General features: G+C 58.5%; 17 protein-coding genes. 5 read left to right on the top strand and 12 right to left on the bottom strand.

The annotated features are described in order from the left end of the window. Positions 1-941 precede the first annotated feature (941 nt). The 6 genes from ACQCLF_RS06545 to ACQCLF_RS06520 form a co-directional block, all read right to left on the bottom strand. The gene (locus ACQCLF_RS06545) at positions 942-2,351 is read right to left on the bottom strand and encodes a sigma-54-dependent transcriptional regulator (RefSeq protein ID WP_426985502.1); all 1,410 of its coding nucleotides are present in this window, start codon (positions 2,349-2,351) and stop codon (positions 942-944) included. Positions 2,352-2,430: 79 nt separating this feature from the next. Continuing rightward, on the bottom strand, positions 2,431-5,397 hold the full coding sequence (locus tag ACQCLF_RS06540) for an ATP-binding protein (protein ID WP_426985501.1): 2,967 nt from the start codon (positions 5,395-5,397) through the stop codon (positions 2,431-2,433). After that, positions 5,387-5,566, bottom strand: a complete 180-nt coding sequence (locus ACQCLF_RS06535) for a hypothetical protein (protein ID WP_426985500.1) — start codon at positions 5,564-5,566, stop codon at positions 5,387-5,389. The genes ACQCLF_RS06540 and ACQCLF_RS06535 overlap by 11 nt, the downstream gene beginning before the upstream one ends. Next, a complete protein-coding gene (gene gluQRS / locus ACQCLF_RS06530) occupies positions 5,563-6,558 on the bottom strand; it encodes a tRNA glutamyl-Q(34) synthetase GluQRS (protein ID WP_426985499.1) in 996 nt (331 codons plus the stop codon). Before gluQRS ends, ACQCLF_RS06535 begins: the two co-directional genes overlap by 4 nt. 60 nt (positions 6,559-6,618) lie before the next feature. Beyond that, on the bottom strand, positions 6,619-7,062 hold the full coding sequence (dksA, locus tag ACQCLF_RS06525) for an RNA polymerase-binding protein DksA (RefSeq protein ID WP_426985498.1): 444 nt from the start codon (positions 7,060-7,062) through the stop codon (positions 6,619-6,621). A gap of 181 nt (positions 7,063-7,243) precedes the next feature. After that, positions 7,244-7,381, bottom strand: coding sequence for a hypothetical protein (locus ACQCLF_RS06520; protein ID WP_426985497.1), 138 nt, complete (start codon positions 7,379-7,381; stop codon positions 7,244-7,246). A 25-nt stretch (positions 7,382-7,406) separates the two neighbouring features. Between ACQCLF_RS06520 and sfsA the strand changes: the two genes are divergently transcribed. Next, positions 7,407-8,117: a DNA/RNA nuclease SfsA gene (sfsA, locus tag ACQCLF_RS06515; RefSeq protein WP_426985496.1), complete on the top strand. Its 711-nt coding sequence runs from the start codon at positions 7,407-7,409 to the stop codon at positions 8,115-8,117. Positions 8,118-8,129: 12 nt separating this feature from the next. Here the strand turns inward: sfsA and ACQCLF_RS06510 are convergent, their stop codons facing one another. The 4 genes from ACQCLF_RS06510 to ACQCLF_RS06495 all read right to left on the bottom strand — a co-directional run bounded on the left by ACQCLF_RS06510 (position 8,130) and on the right by ACQCLF_RS06495 (position 11,548). Beyond that, the gene (locus tag ACQCLF_RS06510) at positions 8,130-9,170 is read right to left on the bottom strand and encodes a S1C family serine protease (RefSeq protein ID WP_426985495.1); all 1,041 of its coding nucleotides are present in this window, start codon (positions 9,168-9,170) and stop codon (positions 8,130-8,132) included. Positions 9,171-9,176: 6 nt separating this feature from the next. Further along, positions 9,177-10,067 (bottom strand): protease HtpX, encoded by an 891-nt coding sequence (gene htpX, locus ACQCLF_RS06505; protein WP_426985494.1) that lies wholly within the window; start codon positions 10,065-10,067, stop codon positions 9,177-9,179. Between the two features lie 385 nt (positions 10,068-10,452). Next, positions 10,453-11,226, bottom strand: a complete 774-nt coding sequence (locus tag ACQCLF_RS06500) for a Crp/Fnr family transcriptional regulator (RefSeq protein ID WP_426985493.1) — start codon at positions 11,224-11,226, stop codon at positions 10,453-10,455. Between the two features lie 43 nt (positions 11,227-11,269). Further along, a complete protein-coding gene (locus ACQCLF_RS06495) occupies positions 11,270-11,548 on the bottom strand; it encodes a TfoX/Sxy family protein (RefSeq protein ID WP_426985492.1) in 279 nt (92 codons plus the stop codon). A 207-nt stretch (positions 11,549-11,755) separates the two neighbouring features. Between ACQCLF_RS06495 and ACQCLF_RS06490 the strand changes: the two genes are divergently transcribed. Genes ACQCLF_RS06490 through cysE form a run of 3 tightly spaced genes read left to right on the top strand, consistent with a single transcriptional unit; the run spans position 11,756 to position 14,665 of the window. Next, a complete protein-coding gene (locus ACQCLF_RS06490; protein ID WP_426985491.1) occupies positions 11,756-12,442 on the top strand; it encodes a M15 family metallopeptidase in 687 nt (228 codons plus the stop codon). A gap of 36 nt (positions 12,443-12,478) precedes the next feature. After that, positions 12,479-13,837, top strand: a complete 1,359-nt coding sequence (locus tag ACQCLF_RS06485) for an MFS transporter (protein ID WP_426985490.1) — start codon at positions 12,479-12,481, stop codon at positions 13,835-13,837. Between the two features lie 12 nt (positions 13,838-13,849). After that, positions 13,850-14,665 (top strand): serine O-acetyltransferase, encoded by an 816-nt coding sequence (cysE, locus tag ACQCLF_RS06480; protein WP_426985489.1) that lies wholly within the window; start codon positions 13,850-13,852, stop codon positions 14,663-14,665. 7 nt (positions 14,666-14,672) lie between these two features. On the opposite strand, the gene ACQCLF_RS06475 is transcribed toward cysE, so the two are convergent. Next, on the bottom strand, positions 14,673-14,954 hold the full coding sequence (locus tag ACQCLF_RS06475; protein WP_426985488.1) for a hypothetical protein: 282 nt from the start codon (positions 14,952-14,954) through the stop codon (positions 14,673-14,675). A 195-nt stretch (positions 14,955-15,149) separates the two neighbouring features. Between ACQCLF_RS06475 and ACQCLF_RS06470 the strand changes: the two genes are divergently transcribed. After that, positions 15,150-15,848, top strand: coding sequence for a hypothetical protein (locus ACQCLF_RS06470; RefSeq protein WP_426985487.1), 699 nt, complete (start codon positions 15,150-15,152; stop codon positions 15,846-15,848). On the opposite strand, the gene ppa is transcribed toward ACQCLF_RS06470, so the two are convergent. After that, positions 15,845-16,378: an inorganic diphosphatase gene (ppa, locus tag ACQCLF_RS06465; RefSeq protein WP_426985486.1), complete on the bottom strand. Its 534-nt coding sequence runs from the start codon at positions 16,376-16,378 to the stop codon at positions 15,845-15,847. The genes ACQCLF_RS06470 and ppa overlap by 4 nt on opposite strands. Positions 16,379-16,469: the final 91 nt, after the last annotated feature.

Below are 16,469 nucleotides of genomic sequence, written 5' to 3'. Positions count from 1 at the left end.
TTTGGTCGCCGACGGACGGACCATGCAGCGCTTGAAAGGCGGGCAGTTTAGCATGGGGTTAGGGTACTGGAAACGTTGAGCGCCAGATGAGGCGTGGAGGTGCGGGTATCTGAAAGCAAAACGGGAAGGCCGAAGCCTTCCCGTGGGATTGATTCGCCAAGGTTCCTTTGGCCTTCAAATCGGCGCGTCCGTGCCCTCGTATCAAGTATGCGTGCTTGCAATCCCGCTCCAGTGTCTAGTCAGTCTTTCCGCTTCTTCTTGTCTCTTATCGTTATCGTTTTATGCGCGTAAAGCTCATGGCTTTCGCTTCTTATTATTGGTTTTGTCGTTTTTATAGCGTCTTTTTTTATTGTTTCTTGTCGTTATTATGAATAGCTCGTTTTTTATTGTTTGTTGTTTTTATTAGGAACTTCTTCGTTTCTTATTGTCTATTGTTGTAATTATCGTGTCTGCATTTTTTATTGTTTCTTGTTCTTATTATTACGTCGCTTTTTTATGTTTGTTGTTGTTATGTGCCGTGTATAGAGCATGTCCCGTGCCAATAATGTAAAAATCAATAAAATCAATGGCTTAGGTAAATTGTATGATCTCTTATCAGCTTTTGTTATTTCGAACGGTTACAAATTCGGAAACGGTTTGTTACGGCAACGTGCTGAGGTAACAAATGCTACCGTGGTAACAGGGTGGGGCGTTGGTAACGGCGGGTAACGTCTTCGGCACAAAAAATCTCTTTTTGACGCTTTTTTCGTTCTTTTTGAAGCCATTAGGTAACAGGTGGCATGGTGGTCAGGCCAGTTGCGGGCTTGAAATGGGCTGTGGTACCGGGGTTGTTAGTATCAATGTTATCGAGGTGTTAAAGAGTTAGTTAAAGAGCCGCCCAAACCCGGTTCGGTTCAGGCGGCTCTCAAATTCAGGACGTTATTTGGCAATCCAGGGAGGGGTTATTTGGCGCTCGCGGCCTTGTTGCGGGGAATGCCGAAGCGCTGCCGACGTTCCCAGAGACATTTGCGACTGACGCCGAGCTTGCGGGCCAACTCGGTTTCGCTCATCGTATCCTGATGTTCCAGCACAAAGCGCTGGAAGTAATCTTCCAGAGAGAGGTCCTCGGTGGGGTCCTGAGGCGCTGCCCCGCGCGGCTTGATGCGCTCTGGAGCCTGCCGGGTACCGTCTTCACTGTCCTCATCGTCATCAAAACGCACCAGATCCAAGTCGATGTCCAGCAACTCGTGGCTGATCTCCTGGCTGTCCTCGCACAGAATTACCGCTCGTTGCATGGCGTTTTCCAGCTCCCGGACATTGCCGGGCCAGGTGTAGGTGGTAATGGCCTGGACAGCTTCCGGTGACAGCTTGAGGTTGGGTTTGCCCAGCTCGTGGCAGTACCGCTGTAACAGCGATTCTGCGAGGGTAATGATATCTTTGCCCCGCTCGCGCAGCGGAGGCAGTTCCAGCTGGACGACATTGATCCTGAAATACAGGTCTTCCCGGAATTTGTTTTCCTGGGCCAGTTTGCGCAAATCACGGTGGGTGGCGGCCACCAGCCGGACATTGACCTTGTGGGACTCCACCGAGCCGATGGGGCGGACCTCACCTTCCTGCAGCACACGCAGCAGGCGGGCCTGGGCTTCCAGGGGCAGCTCACCGATTTCATCCAGGAACAGCGTGCTGCCATCGGCGGCGGCCACCAGTCCCTCACGAGTGCTGGCTGCGCCAGTGAAGGCGCCTTTCTCGTGGCCAAATAGCTCGGATTCGATCAGGGTTTCCGGGATGGCGGCACAGTTCACCGAGATCATGGTCTTTTCCCGGCGCGGGCTTTCTTCATGCAGCGCGCGTGCTACCAGCTCTTTGCCCGTGCCGGTTTCGCCGTGTACCAGTACGGTCGCCTTGGTGGGCGCGACCTTGTGAATGCGGTTGTACAGGTCCTGCATGACATCGCTTGAGCCGATCATGCCGGCGATGGCGTGGCTTGCAGTGTTGGAGCTGTGTTTTTGCAGATTGGCGGCGTTGGCCTTGCCAATCACCCGCTTGACCGCCGTTACCATCTCGTCGTGATCGAAGGGCTTGGCAATATAGTCCACGGCGCCCATGCGCATGGAGTCGACCGCTGAGCGCAGGCTGGCGTAGCTGGTCATGATCAGGACCGGGACACTCTCGGCGAGCTTGATCAGGTCAGTGCCTGGCGCGCCGGGCAGACGCAGGTCACTGATGATGAGATCGAAATCCGTGAGGGTGAACTTGCCGGTGGCTTCTTTAACCGACGGCGCTTCATTCACCTCGTACTTATTGCGCTCAAGTAAGCGGCGCAATGCCGTGCGGATGATGGGTTCGTCTTCAACGATCAGGATTTTGCTCATAGTGCTCACATCGCCTATGGTCTGGCAGACAGTGGGCCGGCCCAACGGGCCAGCCTAGCCTGTGCGTTGCCGGAAAATATCACTCCGGCCGCATGGAATCAATATGGCGCGGCAACTTGATGGTGAACTGCGCACCGCGCTGGTGCACCGTGTCCACGGGACTCTTGATGTCGAGTTTGCCGCCGTGATCCTCCACGATACTGTAGACCATGGCCAGCCCCAGCCCGGTGCCTTCCCCCGGGTCCTTGGTGGTAAAGAAGGGCTCCAGAATCTGGTCCATTTTCTCGGGTGGGATACCGCTGCCCTGGTCGGTCACGGAGAAGATGATGCTGTATTCATCCTCGCTGCTGTCCAGCATAACACGGCTGCCGGTCGGACTGGCGTCTCTTGCATTCGACAGCAGGTTGATGAATACCTGGATGAGGTGCTGGCTGTCGCCCGCAATAATGGCGTTTTTGGCGATATTGTTGACGTAGACCACCTCATTTTTGTCTTTTTGCAGCGACAAGAGCTGTACCGCTTCATTGGCGCAGGCACGAAGGTCCACGGCTTCAAATTCACTTTTCTTGTTCTGGCCGCTGTGGGAGAAACTGACCAGTGACTGCACGATACGGCTCACGCGATCCGTTTGCCCCAGAATCTGGTCCGCCGTTTCCAGCACCTCAGGTTCCTCTGAGTCGTAGCGCAGGTTCTGTGCCAGACAGGCGATGCCGGTAATGGGATTGCCGATTTCATGAGCAACCCCGGCGGCCAGCCGACCCACGGAGGCCAGGCGCTCGCTGTGAATCAGCTCTTGCTCCAGCAACTGGGTTTCGGTCACATCTTCAAGCAGGATCACCTGATCGTATTCGCCGCTGTGCAGGCTGCCTTCGATATTGGCTTTGTGCAGGCTGATCCAGTGCGGCCGGTCGTTCAGTTCAATCTGCTGGCGGTAGTAATGGGGTTCACTGCTTTGGCTGAAGTCAATCAACAGGGCGCGCCAGGGCTCGCCGAGGTCGTCCAGGTGAGAGCCGGTCACATCGTCGCTTGGGGTTTGCGTCAACAGCTCCATGGCCCGGTTCCACATCAGGATTTCACCATCTCTCCCCAGAGAGCACACCGCCATGGGCAGCTCTTCAAGCGTTTTCCGGTGATAGAGCCGCAGATTATTCAGCTCCGCCGCCATGCCGGTGAGGTGGTCGCGGTACTCGGCGAGGCGGTTTTCGATCAGGTTGATATCCAGCGTGTCGCGCCGCTCGGCCAGGGTGTAGGGCAAGTGGCGATCCATGATTTCACCGGCCACATGGATGCCCATCAGGCCTGACAGGTTGGCTTCAATCTGGTCGCGCAGGCGGCGCAAGGCGTAGGGTCGGCGCTCGGTAATACGCAGCCCCAGCTCGCTGAGGGCGACATCCACTTCGCGGTTGGCCGTCACTTTGCCCAGGGAGCGGCTCAACCGGGTTTTAAACTCGGAGGCGCTGTGCACATCCAGCGCCTGGCGCACTGGCTGGCTGAGTTCGTCCGCTGCGCACAGGTCGGCGCTGTACTGTTCTTCCTCGGTCTGGCGGGTGATCAGTGACAGGCCCACGAACAGGGCGGTGTTGGCCCCGACCGAGATCAAGGCGATGTTGCTCCATTGGTCCATCCCCAGTGGCACCGCAATATCAAAACCGGGCAAGGGCAGTGAGTGAATACCCGTTAATACGGGGAGTAGCAGCCCGACAGCCCAGATCAAGGTCCCCAGCGTCAGGCCCGAGAGGAGCCCTCGCCGGTTGCCGCGTGGCCAGAAGACAATAGCGAACATGCCTGGCAGGAATTGCAGGGTTTCGATGAACGTGAGCAGCGCCAGGTTGGTCAGGCTGTGGCGGCTGTCCAGCAGCCAGTAGAAAAAGTAGCCGCCGAAGAACAGCGTAGCGATCAGTACCCGGCGCAGCCAGAGTAATTGACGGTACAGATCATCCCGGTTGCGCAGGCTGAGTGCTGGCAGAATCCAGTGGTTCATGACCATAGTAGTCAGAGCCAGCATCATCACCACCATGGCGCCGGTGGCGGCCGAAAGGCCCCCGATAAACGCCAGGATAGTCAGCCAGGGCGACTCGGCCAGAATGGGTACGCCCAACGTGAAGTATTGCGCGGGCAATGGCACTGACAGCTCGAACCCGGCCCAGAGGATGGGGAAAATGGGCAGCGCCATTAACAGCAGGAATAGAGGAAACGCCCAAGTGATCGTGTGGGTGTTGCGCATCAGCAGGTTTTCAGTCACACCCATGTGGAAGATGTGGGGCATGGTGATGGCCGTAGCCACGAACACCAGAAGCAAGGTGTGCGCGGCGCCGTCCTGAATCGGTGCGTGCAGCAAGGCCAGGTTTTCGGGGTTCTGGTTGAGCCACTGCTCCAGGCCGCTGACACCGTCAAAAACCCCGTACACCGCCAGCAAGCCAATCGCGAACAGCGCAAACACTTTGATCAGTGATTCGAACGCCATGGCGGTAAACAGGCCGCGGTGCTGATCGCGGTTGGAGCCGAAGAGGATGGTGAAGACCGCCAGCAAGGCGCAATACGCCATGGCCATCAGGTCTTTGAAGGTAAAGCCGGTGCCCATGGCCGGTAGGCTGGGGTTGCTGCTCACCGTGAGAATGTACATGGTGTCGGCGATGGCCTGAATATTCAGCGCCATGAGCGGCAGGATTCCCAGTAGCATGCACAGGGTGGTCAGCGCGCCGACGCCGTGGCTGTGGTAGCGGAACACCAGAAGATCCGCCAGGGAGTGAACCTGGTGGCGGCGCGCCAGCTCGGCGAGCGGGGCCAGGGCGACCGGGGCAAACAGAAACAGCGCCCCCACGCCCAGGTAGTAGGCAAGGGCCCCGTAGCCAAACTGGAACGCCAGGTCGATCACGCCATAGAAAGCCCAGGCACTGGCAAAAATACCCAGCGACAGAATGTAGGTCAGCGGGTGTTGGGAAATGGACTGGGGGATCCAGCCGCGCTCCGCAATCCAGGCCACGCCGAACAGGACCAACAGGTAACTGACGCCAATCAGGGCGACATGACTAAGCTCAAAGATCATGAGGCCTCTTTTTCCGGCTTTGAACGACGTAGGCAATGATGATGACCAGCACCCAAATGATATAGGGCCGGTACCAGGCCCCTTCCGGATTGATAATCCAGGTGAACAGGGTGGGAGAGAAGATGTAGGCGATCAGCAGCAGCAGGATAACCAGTCGCTGATTGTTCATGTCGGTGTCCTCGGTTGCCCGGCGCAATGGTCGTGGTCGCCCTCCTCAGAGGCCGGGCGCTCGGTGCCGCTAATACGGTCGGGCTGCCAGTGTTCGATCCCCCAGCTCAGCAGGCGGTCAATTGGCGCATCGCGCAAAGCCGGGGAGGGCCGCTGGTTGAGAAAGGCCAGAGCCAGCCACAGATTAGCGGCGGCGTCGCTTGTCTTCAATGGTGGCGCAAAATTCTGTTTGCTGAGTTTCTGCCCCGCCCGATTCATAGCCATCGGGACATGACCGTATTGCGGCGGCGCACCGCCCAGGAGGGCAAAGCTGGCGGACTGTGCGGCGGTGACCGGCAGCAAATCCGCGCCGCGGATGACGTGGGTGATGCCCTGATGCAGATCGTCAGCCACTACGGCAAGCGGGTAGGCGAACAGCCCATCGCGCCGCTTGATAATAGGGTCGCCCACGGTGAGCCGCAGGTTTTGTGACTGCTCACCCTGAAAAAGGTCATGCCAGCGGTAAGGGGTGGCTGGCGAGCCTGTGCCAGGGGGCAGATCATACAGTGTTAACCGCCAGGCGTGAGGTTCGTCAGCCGGGACATTGGCGCTCCGGCAGCGGCCATCGTAGACGCCTCCCATGGCCTGCACCTCCCGGCGTGTACACCGGCAGCGGTAGGCAAGTCCCTGGGTGTGCAACTGCTCCAGAAGTTGGGCGTAGGCGTCGAGCCGGTCACTCTGATAAAGCGTCGGGGCATCGGCGATCAGGCCGTGATCCTGCAGGGACTGTTCAATGGCCTGCCTGGCCCCGGGGGCCTCCCGCGGTGGGTCCAGGTCCTCCATGCGAATCAACCACTGCCCGCCAGCGTGGCGCGCGTGCAAGTAGCTGGCCAGTGCGCTGACCAGAGAGCCAAAATGCAGAGGTCCGGTTGGCGAGGGAGCAAAGCGCCCGATATACGGTCTCTCGGGGCGGGCGGGAGTGGGGGATTGGAAAGCTGGCGACGAGGTGGGCATGAGGCAGCGTGTATATCAAAAGGACAGCCGGGGCGCGATGGGCGCGCCCCGCAGCAAGTCTTAGCCTCCGACCTGCTTTTCCTTGATTTCGTCCAGGGTTTTGCAATCCACGCACAAGGTCGCAGTGGGGCGGGCCTCCAGACGGCGAATACCGATTTCCACGCCGCAAGCGTGGCAAAAACCGTAATCGTCGTTTTCGATCAACTCCAAAGTGCTGTCAATCTTCTTGATCAGCTTGCGCTCGCGGTCGCGGGTACGCAACTCCAGGCTAAATTCCTCTTCCTGGCTGGCGCGGTCAGCCGGATCGGGGAAGTTGGCGGCTTCATCCTTCAGGTGGCTCATGGTGCGATCCACTTCTTCCATCAGCTCGCGCCGCCAGGCCAGCAGCAATTGACGAAAATGCTCTTTTTGATTTTCGTTCATGTACTCTTCGCCCTTCTTTTCCTTGTAAGGGGTGAAATTGCTCAGCGAATTGCTTTCTGCGCTCGTTGAACTTTTCGGCATGGTTTAGCGCCTCGTGTGACTTCCCATTTGACTGGCGCCCTCTCACGAAATTTCGAATCAGGTTACGAAATCTCGAAGCAGGGGCGGTATGAGCGGTTTTGGCGGAGCTTTGTGGCGTCCGGCACGCTCACTCCTCGTTCGCCGTCCATTTTCCGGGGGCGAATTTTGAAGGGTTGGCAAGCTACCAGATATCCGGGTGCTCTGCCAGTGTTTTTTTACCTCTTACCGGGACCGGGGGCGGCTGCAAAAGGTTTGAGCCATCGGACGGGAACTGCAACAATAATGCGTCATTGATGGAGACCGCTGTTATCGCGGTCATTCTTTGGCTCACTCGGGAGAAGTCTTTGGTCCAGTCCTGGCAGCGCGGCACCCTGTTGCGGCGCTATAAACGATTTTTGGCCGATGTCCGCCTGCCCACTGGGCAGGAGTTGACCATTCATTGCCCGAACACGGGCTCGATGCGCCACTGTGTGCTGCCGGGGTCGCCCTGCTGGTTTTCCGATTCCGGGAACCCGAAGCGTAAATACCGCCATACGTGGGAGGTGGCGACGGTGCCCGGGGAGCACCTGGCGGGTGTGAATACCGGACGGGCTAACACGCTGGTGGAAGCGGCCATTCGCTCGGGTGTGATTGGTGAGTTAGCCGGTTACGCCCAACGGCGCCGTGAAGTGCCCTACGGACAGGAGCGTTCGCGTATTGATTTCCTGCTGTCTGATGAGGACGGCGCCCGGCCCTGTTACGTAGAGGTCAAGAGCGTAACGTTGATGGAGGCCCCCGGGCAGGGGTGGTTCCCCGATGCTGTCAGTACACGGGGCACCAAGCATTTACGAGAACTGACCGAGCTGGTGCGCGGTGGCGCCCGAGCGGTGCTGCTGTTTTGCGTGCAGCACACGGGGATCGAGTGGGTGGAGCCGGCGGACGACATCGACCCTGCTTACGGGCGGGCGTTGCGAGAGGCGGTGGCGGCCGGTGTCGAGGTGCTGGCTTACCGAGCCGACATTCGCCCTGAGGAGGAGGCGATCGAGCTGACTCGCCCGATAGCCGTGCGTTATTAACGACCTTCTGGATTAACGGCCTTCTGGCGCCGCGAGCGTAATTTCCCGGCGCTCGGTCTTACCCGCCCGTTCAAATACCAGTTGTACGCGATCGCCAGGTTCGTATTTTTCGAGGGCGGTCATTAGTTCGTCATAGTTGCGCGTCGGGTATTGGTCCAGCGCCGTGATGATGTCTCCGAGAATGATGCTGCCCCAGCGGCTGCGTTCCACCCCTTGTAAGCCGGCCCGCTGGGCGGGTGAACCGGGAGCCACTCTTAACACCGGGACGCCCCGAACCCCGGCCTGCTGGGCCCAGTGGTCGGGGGCGATGTCGATACCAATGATCGGGCGTACCATGCGGCCATGCTCAATCAGCTGCGGCACAATATCCTTGACGGTGTTGACTGGAATGGCGAATCCGATGCCGGCGCTGGCGCCGCTCGGGCTGTAAATCATGGTATTAACGCCGATCAGCTCGCCGCTGGAGTTGAGCAGCGGCCCGCCGGAGTTGCCCGGGTTAATGGCGGCATCGGTCTGGATCACATTGCGGATTTTACGTTTGTTGGGCGCTTCAATTTCCCGGCCCAGCGCGCTTACCACACCCGTGGTGAGCGTGGCGTCGAGCCCAAACGGGTTGCCGATCGCCAGCACTTTGCTGCCCACCACCAGTTGTCCGGAGTCGCCCAGGGTCAGGGGCTTGAGCTTTTTGTCCGGGGCATCGATTTTCAGTACCGCGAGATCCCGCTCAGGGGCCAGCCCGATAAGGGTGGCCGGCCAGACGCTTTGGTCTTGCAGGGTGATGACTACCTTGCGGGCATTCTCGATGACATGAAAGTTGGTGACGATATAACCCTGCTCGTTCCACACGAAGCCGGTGCCTGCGCCCCGTGGCACGGTCAGCAGGTCGAATGAGCGCGGATCGCGTACCAGTTGTTCGTTCGTGACGTACACAACGCTGGGGCTGGCGTACTCGAACACCTCGATGGTATTGCGTTCGTCGTCCGTGGCGAAGGGCTGGGCGCTGGCCCATAGTGGTGCCAGCGCAAACAGAAGGGTGAAGACGGCCCGGCGCATCGGGTTTTACCGTCCGCTTTGCAGCGCGGCGATGCGCGCCTCCAGGGGCGGGTGGCTGGCGAACAGCTTGCCGAGGTTTTGCTTGAAGCCGCCGCTGATACCGAATGCTTTCATGCTGTCCGGCATGGGGCTCTCCACACCGGCCTGGACTTCAGCCTGCAGGCGCTGCAAGGCCCGAATCATGGCGCCGCGACCAGCCAGCTGAGCGCCAGCGGCGTCGGCCCGGTATTCACGGTAGCGGGAGAAGGCCATTACAATCATGGAGGCGAGAATGGCCAGAACGATCTCGGCTACGAACGTCACCACATAAAAGCCAATGCCGTGGCCGCGCTCGGTCTTGAAAATCACACGGTCCACCGTGTGACCAATAATGCGGGCGAAGAACATGACGAAGGTGTTCACCACGCCCTGTAGCAGGCTCAACGTCACCATATCGCCATTGGCGACGTGACCGATCTCATGGGCGAGCACGGCGCGAACTTCCTCGCGTTCAAATCGCTGCAACAGTCCCTGGCTGACAGCCACCAGCGAGGCATTGCGATTCCAGCCGGTGGCGAAGGCGTTGGCTTGCTGGGCGGGGAAAATACCAATTTCTGGTGTTTTGATACCCGCTTCACGGGAGAGTTGTTGTACGGTGCTCACCAGCCATTGTTCATCGGCGGTACGGGGTGTTTCAATCAGTTGCACCCCGGTGGTTTTCTTGGCGATGAACTTGGACAGGAAGAGCGAGATAAAAGAACCCGCGAAACCAAAGATAGCGCAGAAAATCAGCAGGCTCTGCAAGTTGAGATCGCCATTCTGTTGCAGGTAATGGTCGACGCCAAGCAGGGAGAGCGTAAAGCTCGCCACCACCAATACGGCCAGGTTGGTCAACAGAAACAAGCCAATTCGCATCACAGCGGAAATCTCCTGATGGGTTTTCAATACCGTTGCCGGGTACACGGAGGGCGACGCAAGCCCTGCCGCCAATAGTTTGAGCGTTATATAGGTGCCGCCGCAAGAAATTCAATAGGCGAATACGTGTAAAGAAACGTTGGGTACGGGACGAAAAGGTGGGAGAGGAGAAAAGTGGCCACCCCGAAGGGTGGCCCAAGCAACCGTGATTAGCCAGAGGCCGAAGGCCTCAGGAGAAGATCCAGTGAGCGGGAAACAAGACTGCGAAGCACTTGTAGGCTCACCTTCACTCCCGTCGGGCAGGGAGATGTGGATTGCCCGACGGTTTGTAAATAGTAATTATTATCATTTATAAAGTCAAGAACTTTTCTCATTTACAGCGAAAAATTTATGATTTTTCTTGAAGTGCCAGAAGCTGGGCGTTCATTTCATTGATTTTGGCGGCTAATTCTTCGATCAGGCCGAGGCAGATGCGGGGTTGCAGCTCCACCAGATCCGCAAATTCTTCTTTGCGCACGGCGAGAACGGTGCAGTCGCTGATGGCAACGACGGATGCCATGCGCTTTTGGCGGGTAAACACGGCGAGCGCGCCGAAGATTTCATCGGTCCGGACGTCGCCCACTTTGATGCCATCGCGCATGGCCTGGGCTTCACCTTCGAGCAGCGTGTAGACGCGATCTGCCTCGGTGCCCTGATGAATAATGGTCTCTCCCGCCTGAAAATGCATAAAGCCCGTGGCGGGTTGAAATTCGCTCCGTATTTCCTGGGACAGTGCGGCCCGGTGGAACGCATTGGCGTAGAGCAGGTAACGGATGAAGCGTTGAGGGTGGCGCTCCTCCAGGTCCTTCCGGTGGTAGGGCACCAGCGTTACCGGGGCGTGGCACCCATAAACGCCAGTGGCGATGGGCAGGGCCTGATCGAGTCCGAGCAAATCACCGGCGCCATGTCGGGACACCTGTTTGCCGCCCACTCTATAAAACGCTTCGCCTTGGGTGATCTGCCAGACCCACTCCGAGGTCCCGCCGTCGAGCAGGTTGGGTTCGGCCTGGAAATGGACCGGCTCTCCCGCCGGTTTCAGGTCGGCGAGCAAATCGACGACGGCATCACTGACGTGAGCGGCGCAGTCGCTGATCGCGTCCGACTGTTTATGGGGCAAATGCATGGACGACCTCCAAAGACACACGCCCTAACAGTCCGTTAAGGCATTACACCTCGCTAAGCGTATCCTGTTCCGCCTCGTTCACCAACTGCCGTTTCAGATCGGATGGGAGATCGTTCCAGTGCCTGTCCATCAATGCCCCCTGAAGCGCGTACAGCATGACTTTGGACACGTTGATATCGCGGGCCAGAATTCGACGGTAGGCCTGCACGGCCCCGACTTGTTGAAGGTCTTCCCGGGTGTTGATGCCTACGGCCTGAAGAATGTTCACGGTGGCCATGCCCAGGTTTTTGAGCTGAAGTAATTCACTATGACTGGGAGTCATACGGATTTGCTCCATTCTTCGTTATGATTATGGTTGTGGTAATGTCCTGCGGGTGGCTTGGTTGACTATTGTTTATCGCCAGCCCTCCGCAATAGTACCCATTTCCTGAAATAGCGCAAAACTTTTCCGGTATTTGGCGCATTTTATAAAATAGAAAGGGCGGGCCGGATGAATTCTGCGAAAGAAAGGCACCTCTGGAGCGTTTAAATGATCGATGGTGAGCTGTTTGGTCTTTCTCAAGCGTCGATGACGGATTGTGTGCTCGGCGGCCGAATCCGGTGTGAGGTGCTGCCATTTCTGACGGTGTTGGCGAGAGCCGCTCAGCAAGCGGGTTTTGAACTGGCTGTGGCCAGCGGTTTTCGGGATTTTGAGCGACAGAAGTGGATCTGGGACGCGAAGGCCTCGGGCGAACGCCCGCTGCTCGATGAACGGGGACAGCCGTTGGACGCCCGCCAGTTGACCGACCGCGAACGGATGTGGGCGATTCTTCGCTGGTCCGCCTTGCCTGGTGCGTCCCGGCATCACTGGGGCACGGAGGTGGACGTCTTTGATCGCTCGTCACTGCCAGCGGGTGAAACCTTGTCCCTGACGGTGGCGGAAACCCGCCCTGGCGGCCCCTTTGCCGCGTTTCACCAATGGTTGGACCGTTACCTCGCCAGTGCGGAGAATCCCGGTTTTTATCGGCCCTACGACCGGGATCGCGGCGGGGTGGCCCCGGAACCCTGGCATTTGAGCTATGCGCCGGTGGCCGACCGTTTCCAGCGCGAGCTGACCGTGCTGCGGTTGCGTGAGTTTCTGTCCGGACAGTCTTTTGCACTGAAACCGTTGGTGATGCAGAACCTGGAGAACATTCATGAGCGCTTTGTTCGTGTGCCGGAGTATGGTGCTCACTAAACTTTCTATCGCGTTAGCCGCCCAAGGGTCGTCACCATGAGTGCAAAGCCGGGTATTGCCACCTCTCAGTTTTCGTTGCTGCGCCACCGCCGCTTTTTGCCCCTTTTCCTGACCCAGCTGGGGGGCGCTTTCAATGACAACTTCTATAAAAGCGCCTTGTTGATGCTGTTTACCTACGGGGATATTGAGCGCTGGGGATTCAGCATTGATGTGATAAATAATGTGGTGGCCGCCACCTTGATTGTGCCGTTTTTGCTGTTCGCCCCCGTGGCGGGGCAATACGCCGACAAGTTCGAAAAGGCGCGCTTCATCCGGGGCTTAAAAATCGCCGAGATCGGTATTATGGCGTTGGGCGCATTGGCGCTATGGCTCAACAGTGCGGCTTTGCTGGTGCTGGTGTTGTTTATGACGGGGACGCAGTCCGCTTGCTTCAGCCCGCTGAAGTATTCAATTTTACCCCAACATCTGTCGCCCGACGCGCTGACCGGGGGCAACGCGCTGTTGCACACCGGTACGTCATTGGCCATTTTTCTGGGCATGATTGCCGGAACGTTGGCGCTGGGTGTCGTGGGTGGATACTGGTGGGTCGCCGCCGGTGCGTTGCTGGTAGCCTGGCTCGGCTGGCGGGCGAGCGTGCGAATACCAGAGGCCTCGGCCGCAGCCCCGGCGCTGCGACTGGAATCCAACCCCTATCGGCAAATGCGGCGTACGCTCCTGCGTGGCTGGGAGAACCCGATGGTGTTCTGGTGCATCATTGCCTCCTCATGGTACTGGTTTCTCGGCTCGATATACCTGACGCAGTTGCCGAATTTCACGCGCTCGGTGCTCTCTGGCGAGTCGCTCGTAGTCTCGATGCTGTTGGTGCTCTTTCTGGTTGGCATTTGTTTTGGGGCGCTGCTATGTGATCGCTTGGCACGTCGGCAGGTAGAGCCCGCTGTGGTGCCACTCGGAGCCTTGTTGGTCCTGTTGTTTGGTCTCGATTTGGCCTGGGCCGGGCAGGCGTTTGCCGCCGCCCACCCACCTGTGACGGAAGACGGGTTACACACACTGGAGATGATGCGGCAATGGCCAAGGGCCTGGCGGGTGGCGCTGGATGTGCTGATGCTGGGGGTGGCGGGCGGCCTCTATGTGGTGCCGTTGTCGGCGTTGATTCAGCACCGCAGTGAGGCCAGGCATCGCGCTCAGGTGATTGCGGCGGGCAATGTGATCAATGCCCTGTTTATGGTGGCCGCGTCGCTGGTCGGGCTGATCGTGCTCGGCGGACTGGAGTGGAGTATTCCGCAGCTGTTTCAGGTTGTGATGGCAATGCATCTGCTGCTGACGCTGCTGGTGTTTTGGCGGCAACGGGAATTTTGGGAGCGATTTCGTCAGCGCTTTCTCCTTGTGCGACAATAAGGAATTGTTGCCATGACCGGGAGAGACGCTTTGGTGCAGCCTTCACTGACCGATGAACTTTGGCAGGCCATTCGCGTGGAAGCCCTGGCCGCCAGTAAAGAAGAGCCCACGTTGGCCAGCTTTTACCACGCCACACTTCTCAACCACGACAGCTTTGCTCGTGCTATTAGTTTCCATTTGGCGAATAAACTGGACAGCCAGGCGGTGCCGGCGATGATGGTGCGCGAAGTCTTTGATGCCGCGATGGCCGCCGACCCTGACATTGAAGCGGCCATGCGCGCCGATATTCGGGCGCATTGTGAGCGTGATCCCGCCTGCGACAAATTTTCGATGCCCCTGCTGTTTTTCAAAGGCTTTCACGCCATGCAGTCCTATCGGTTTGCGCATTATTTGTGGAACTGTGACCGGCGCGCCCTCGCGATGTATCTGCAGAACCGGATCTCCCAGGAGTTCGGGGTCGATATTCACCCGGCCGCCCGCATTGGTCGGGGCATTATGGTGGATCATGCGACAGGGTTGGTGATTGGGGAAACGGCGGTGGTGGAAGACGATGTCTCCATGTTGCACTCGGTGACCCTCGGTGGCGCGGGCCGCGAGCGGGGAGACCGGCATCCGAAAGTGGGGCGGGGCGTGCTGATCAGTGCTGGCTCCAAATTACTGGGCAACATCCATATTGGCGAGTGTGCAAAAATTGGCGCGGGCAGTGTGGTGCTGGACTCTGTGCCGCCCCACACGACCGTGGCGGGCGTGCCCGCCAAAGTGGTGGGCCGTCCTAAAAGTGAAATGCCCGCCCGGGATATGGATCAGGGGCTGAATGGCCTGGAATAAGCGGTGCTCAGCAGGCGTGACGGGCTTTGACGTGACGCTCGGCGAGGTCAATATGGCCCTCATTGAGCCAATGCAATACGGAACGACGGCTCTCCAGCATGGTCCGGTAGGTGTCGATGACGGGTTGGTTGGGGCGAAGCTGCGCCTCAAGCGCATCGATACGATGGCGGAGAAACGCGATATCCTGCTCAACTTTTAATCGAACATGCTGGACCTGTTGAAGTTGTCCATTGGCCAGCAGGCGCGACTGGGTTCTTGTCGATGACTGTGAAGATGTATGTGTCGGCATAGCTGTTCCCTCCGTTTCGGTTACCATCGGCCGGGCCGATGTTGTGGGAATACTCTTTTGAGTATTGTCTGTTTTTCTGTCCGCGGCCAGCGGTATTCCATATTTTTTTAGACTAAAGACCATCTGGATATAGTGCTGATAGTGTTTGCTCCGCGCCGTGCGCGCGCCGGGATAGGGTATTACGAGGATTGAGAGATGGCGGATGACCGGTTTGATCTGATTTTTCGGGGTGACATTGTGCTGGGCCAGCCATTGTCTGACGTTAAGCAGCGCCTTCAGCGGCTGTTCAAGGCCGATGAGGCGCGTATTGAAGGCCTGTTCACGGGGCGCCCGGTAGCGCTGAAGCGCCAGTTGGATGCCGCCACAGCGCAAAAGTATCAAAAGGTTCTGCAACAGGCCGGTGCTCTGGTTGAGGTGGTGCGCTCACGGGCCTCTGTTGAGCGTCCGGCGGGAAAGCACGGTTTCTCTCTGGCCCCGCTGGGCGGATTGTTGTTGAAGCCCGGTGAGCGGCTTCAGCCGGCGCCGCCTCCGGTGGTGGCTGGCGCGTTTACCCTGCGCCCCGCCGAAGGGCCGTTGCTGGACCGCGAAGAAGTGTTCCGCGCTGTACCGGAGCCGGTCATAGTGCCTGAGCTGGATCTCGCGGCAGTGGGTGAGTATTTACTCAGCGAAGAGGCTCGTGGGGATTTGCCGTTGGCGACGGTGGCGCCCGGCGACTGGGGGCTGGCGGAGGTGGGCAGTGATTTGCTGACCTGCGAAGAACGGCGCTCCGAGGTTCCTGCCGTGACGGCACCTACGTTGGAGGTGGCACCTGTGGGGAGCGATCTGGGGGAGCTGAAACAACATCGGGCGCCCGTGGCGCCCGATATCAGTGGACTGCGCCTGGAAGGCGATTAGCCTTCCTTCTGGTAGCGCTCCACGGATTCCAGGATTTCCTGGCGAGCCGCTTCCGCATCGGCCCAGCCTTCCACTTTTACCCATTTGCCTTTTTCCAGATCCTTGTAGTGCTCGAAAAAGTGGGTGATCTGGTTCAGCAGGATCTCCGGCAAGTCTGTGGCGGACTTTACCTGGCTGTACAGCGGGGTCACTTTATCAATCGGCACCGCCAGGATCTTGGCGTCCTCACCGGATTCGTCGGTCATTTTCAGTACACCCACCGGGCGGCAGCGGATGACGGAGCCGGCAGGCAAGGCGTGGGGGAAGACCACCAGCACGTCTACCGGGTCGCCGTCGCCGCATAGAGTATGGGGCACGTAGCCGTAGTTGCAGGGGTAATGCATGGCGGTGCCCAGCAGGCGGTCCACAAAAATCGCACCGCTGTCCTTGTCCACTTCATACTTGATGGGCTCGCCATTGGCGGGGATTTCGATGATAACGTTGATATTGTCGGGCACGTTCTTGCCGGAAGCTACCTTCTCAAAGCTCATGGGGTGTTGGTCCTAAACAGAGTCGGTGAATGAAAAAACCGCAAAATTCTATCACAATTCCACTCCCCGGCACGGAGAAGGTCAGGTAGAA

It is taken from the genome of Marinimicrobium sp. ARAG 43.8 (assembly GCF_050113635.1).
Taxonomy (GTDB): Bacteria; Pseudomonadota; Gammaproteobacteria; order Pseudomonadales; family Cellvibrionaceae; genus Marinimicrobium.
Note: the sequence above shows the minus strand (reverse complement) of the source record. Positions and strands in the feature narration are given on the sequence as shown.

Bases quoted from the DNA above. Each gene is read 5' to 3' on its own strand.
- ACQCLF_RS06495 (WP_426985492.1), bottom strand. From the start codon at position 11,548: ATGACTCCCAGTCATAGTGAATTACTTCAGCTCAAAAACCTGGGCATG.
- ACQCLF_RS06535 (WP_426985500.1), bottom strand. From the start codon at position 5,566: ATGAACAATCAGCGACTGGTTATCCTGCTGCTGCTGATCGCCTACATC.
- ACQCLF_RS06470 (WP_426985487.1), top strand. From the start codon at position 15,150: ATGGCGGATGACCGGTTTGATCTGATTTTTCGGGGTGACATTGTGCTG.
- ACQCLF_RS06485 (WP_426985490.1), top strand. From the start codon at position 12,479: ATGAGTGCAAAGCCGGGTATTGCCACCTCTCAGTTTTCGTTGCTGCGC.
- cysE (WP_426985489.1), top strand. From the start codon at position 13,850: ATGACCGGGAGAGACGCTTTGGTGCAGCCTTCACTGACCGATGAACTT.
- ACQCLF_RS06510 (WP_426985495.1), bottom strand. From the start codon at position 9,170: ATGCGCCGGGCCGTCTTCACCCTTCTGTTTGCGCTGGCACCACTATGG.
- dksA (WP_426985498.1), bottom strand. From the start codon at position 7,062: ATGCCGAAAAGTTCAACGAGCGCAGAAAGCAATTCGCTGAGCAATTTC.
- ACQCLF_RS06475 (WP_426985488.1), bottom strand. From the start codon at position 14,954: ATGCCGACACATACATCTTCACAGTCATCGACAAGAACCCAGTCGCGC.
- ACQCLF_RS06490 (WP_426985491.1), top strand. From the start codon at position 11,756: ATGATCGATGGTGAGCTGTTTGGTCTTTCTCAAGCGTCGATGACGGAT.
- ACQCLF_RS06500 (WP_426985493.1), bottom strand. From the start codon at position 11,226: ATGCATTTGCCCCATAAACAGTCGGACGCGATCAGCGACTGCGCCGCT.
- gluQRS (WP_426985499.1), bottom strand. From the start codon at position 6,558: ATGCCCACCTCGTCGCCAGCTTTCCAATCCCCCACTCCCGCCCGCCCC.
- ACQCLF_RS06520 (WP_426985497.1), bottom strand. From the start codon at position 7,381: ATGACCGCGATAACAGCGGTCTCCATCAATGACGCATTATTGTTGCAG.
- ACQCLF_RS06545 (WP_426985502.1), bottom strand. From the start codon at position 2,351: ATGAGCAAAATCCTGATCGTTGAAGACGAACCCATCATCCGCACGGCA.
- ppa (WP_426985486.1), bottom strand. From the start codon at position 16,378: ATGAGCTTTGAGAAGGTAGCTTCCGGCAAGAACGTGCCCGACAATATC.
- ACQCLF_RS06540 (WP_426985501.1), bottom strand. From the start codon at position 5,397: ATGATCTTTGAGCTTAGTCATGTCGCCCTGATTGGCGTCAGTTACCTG.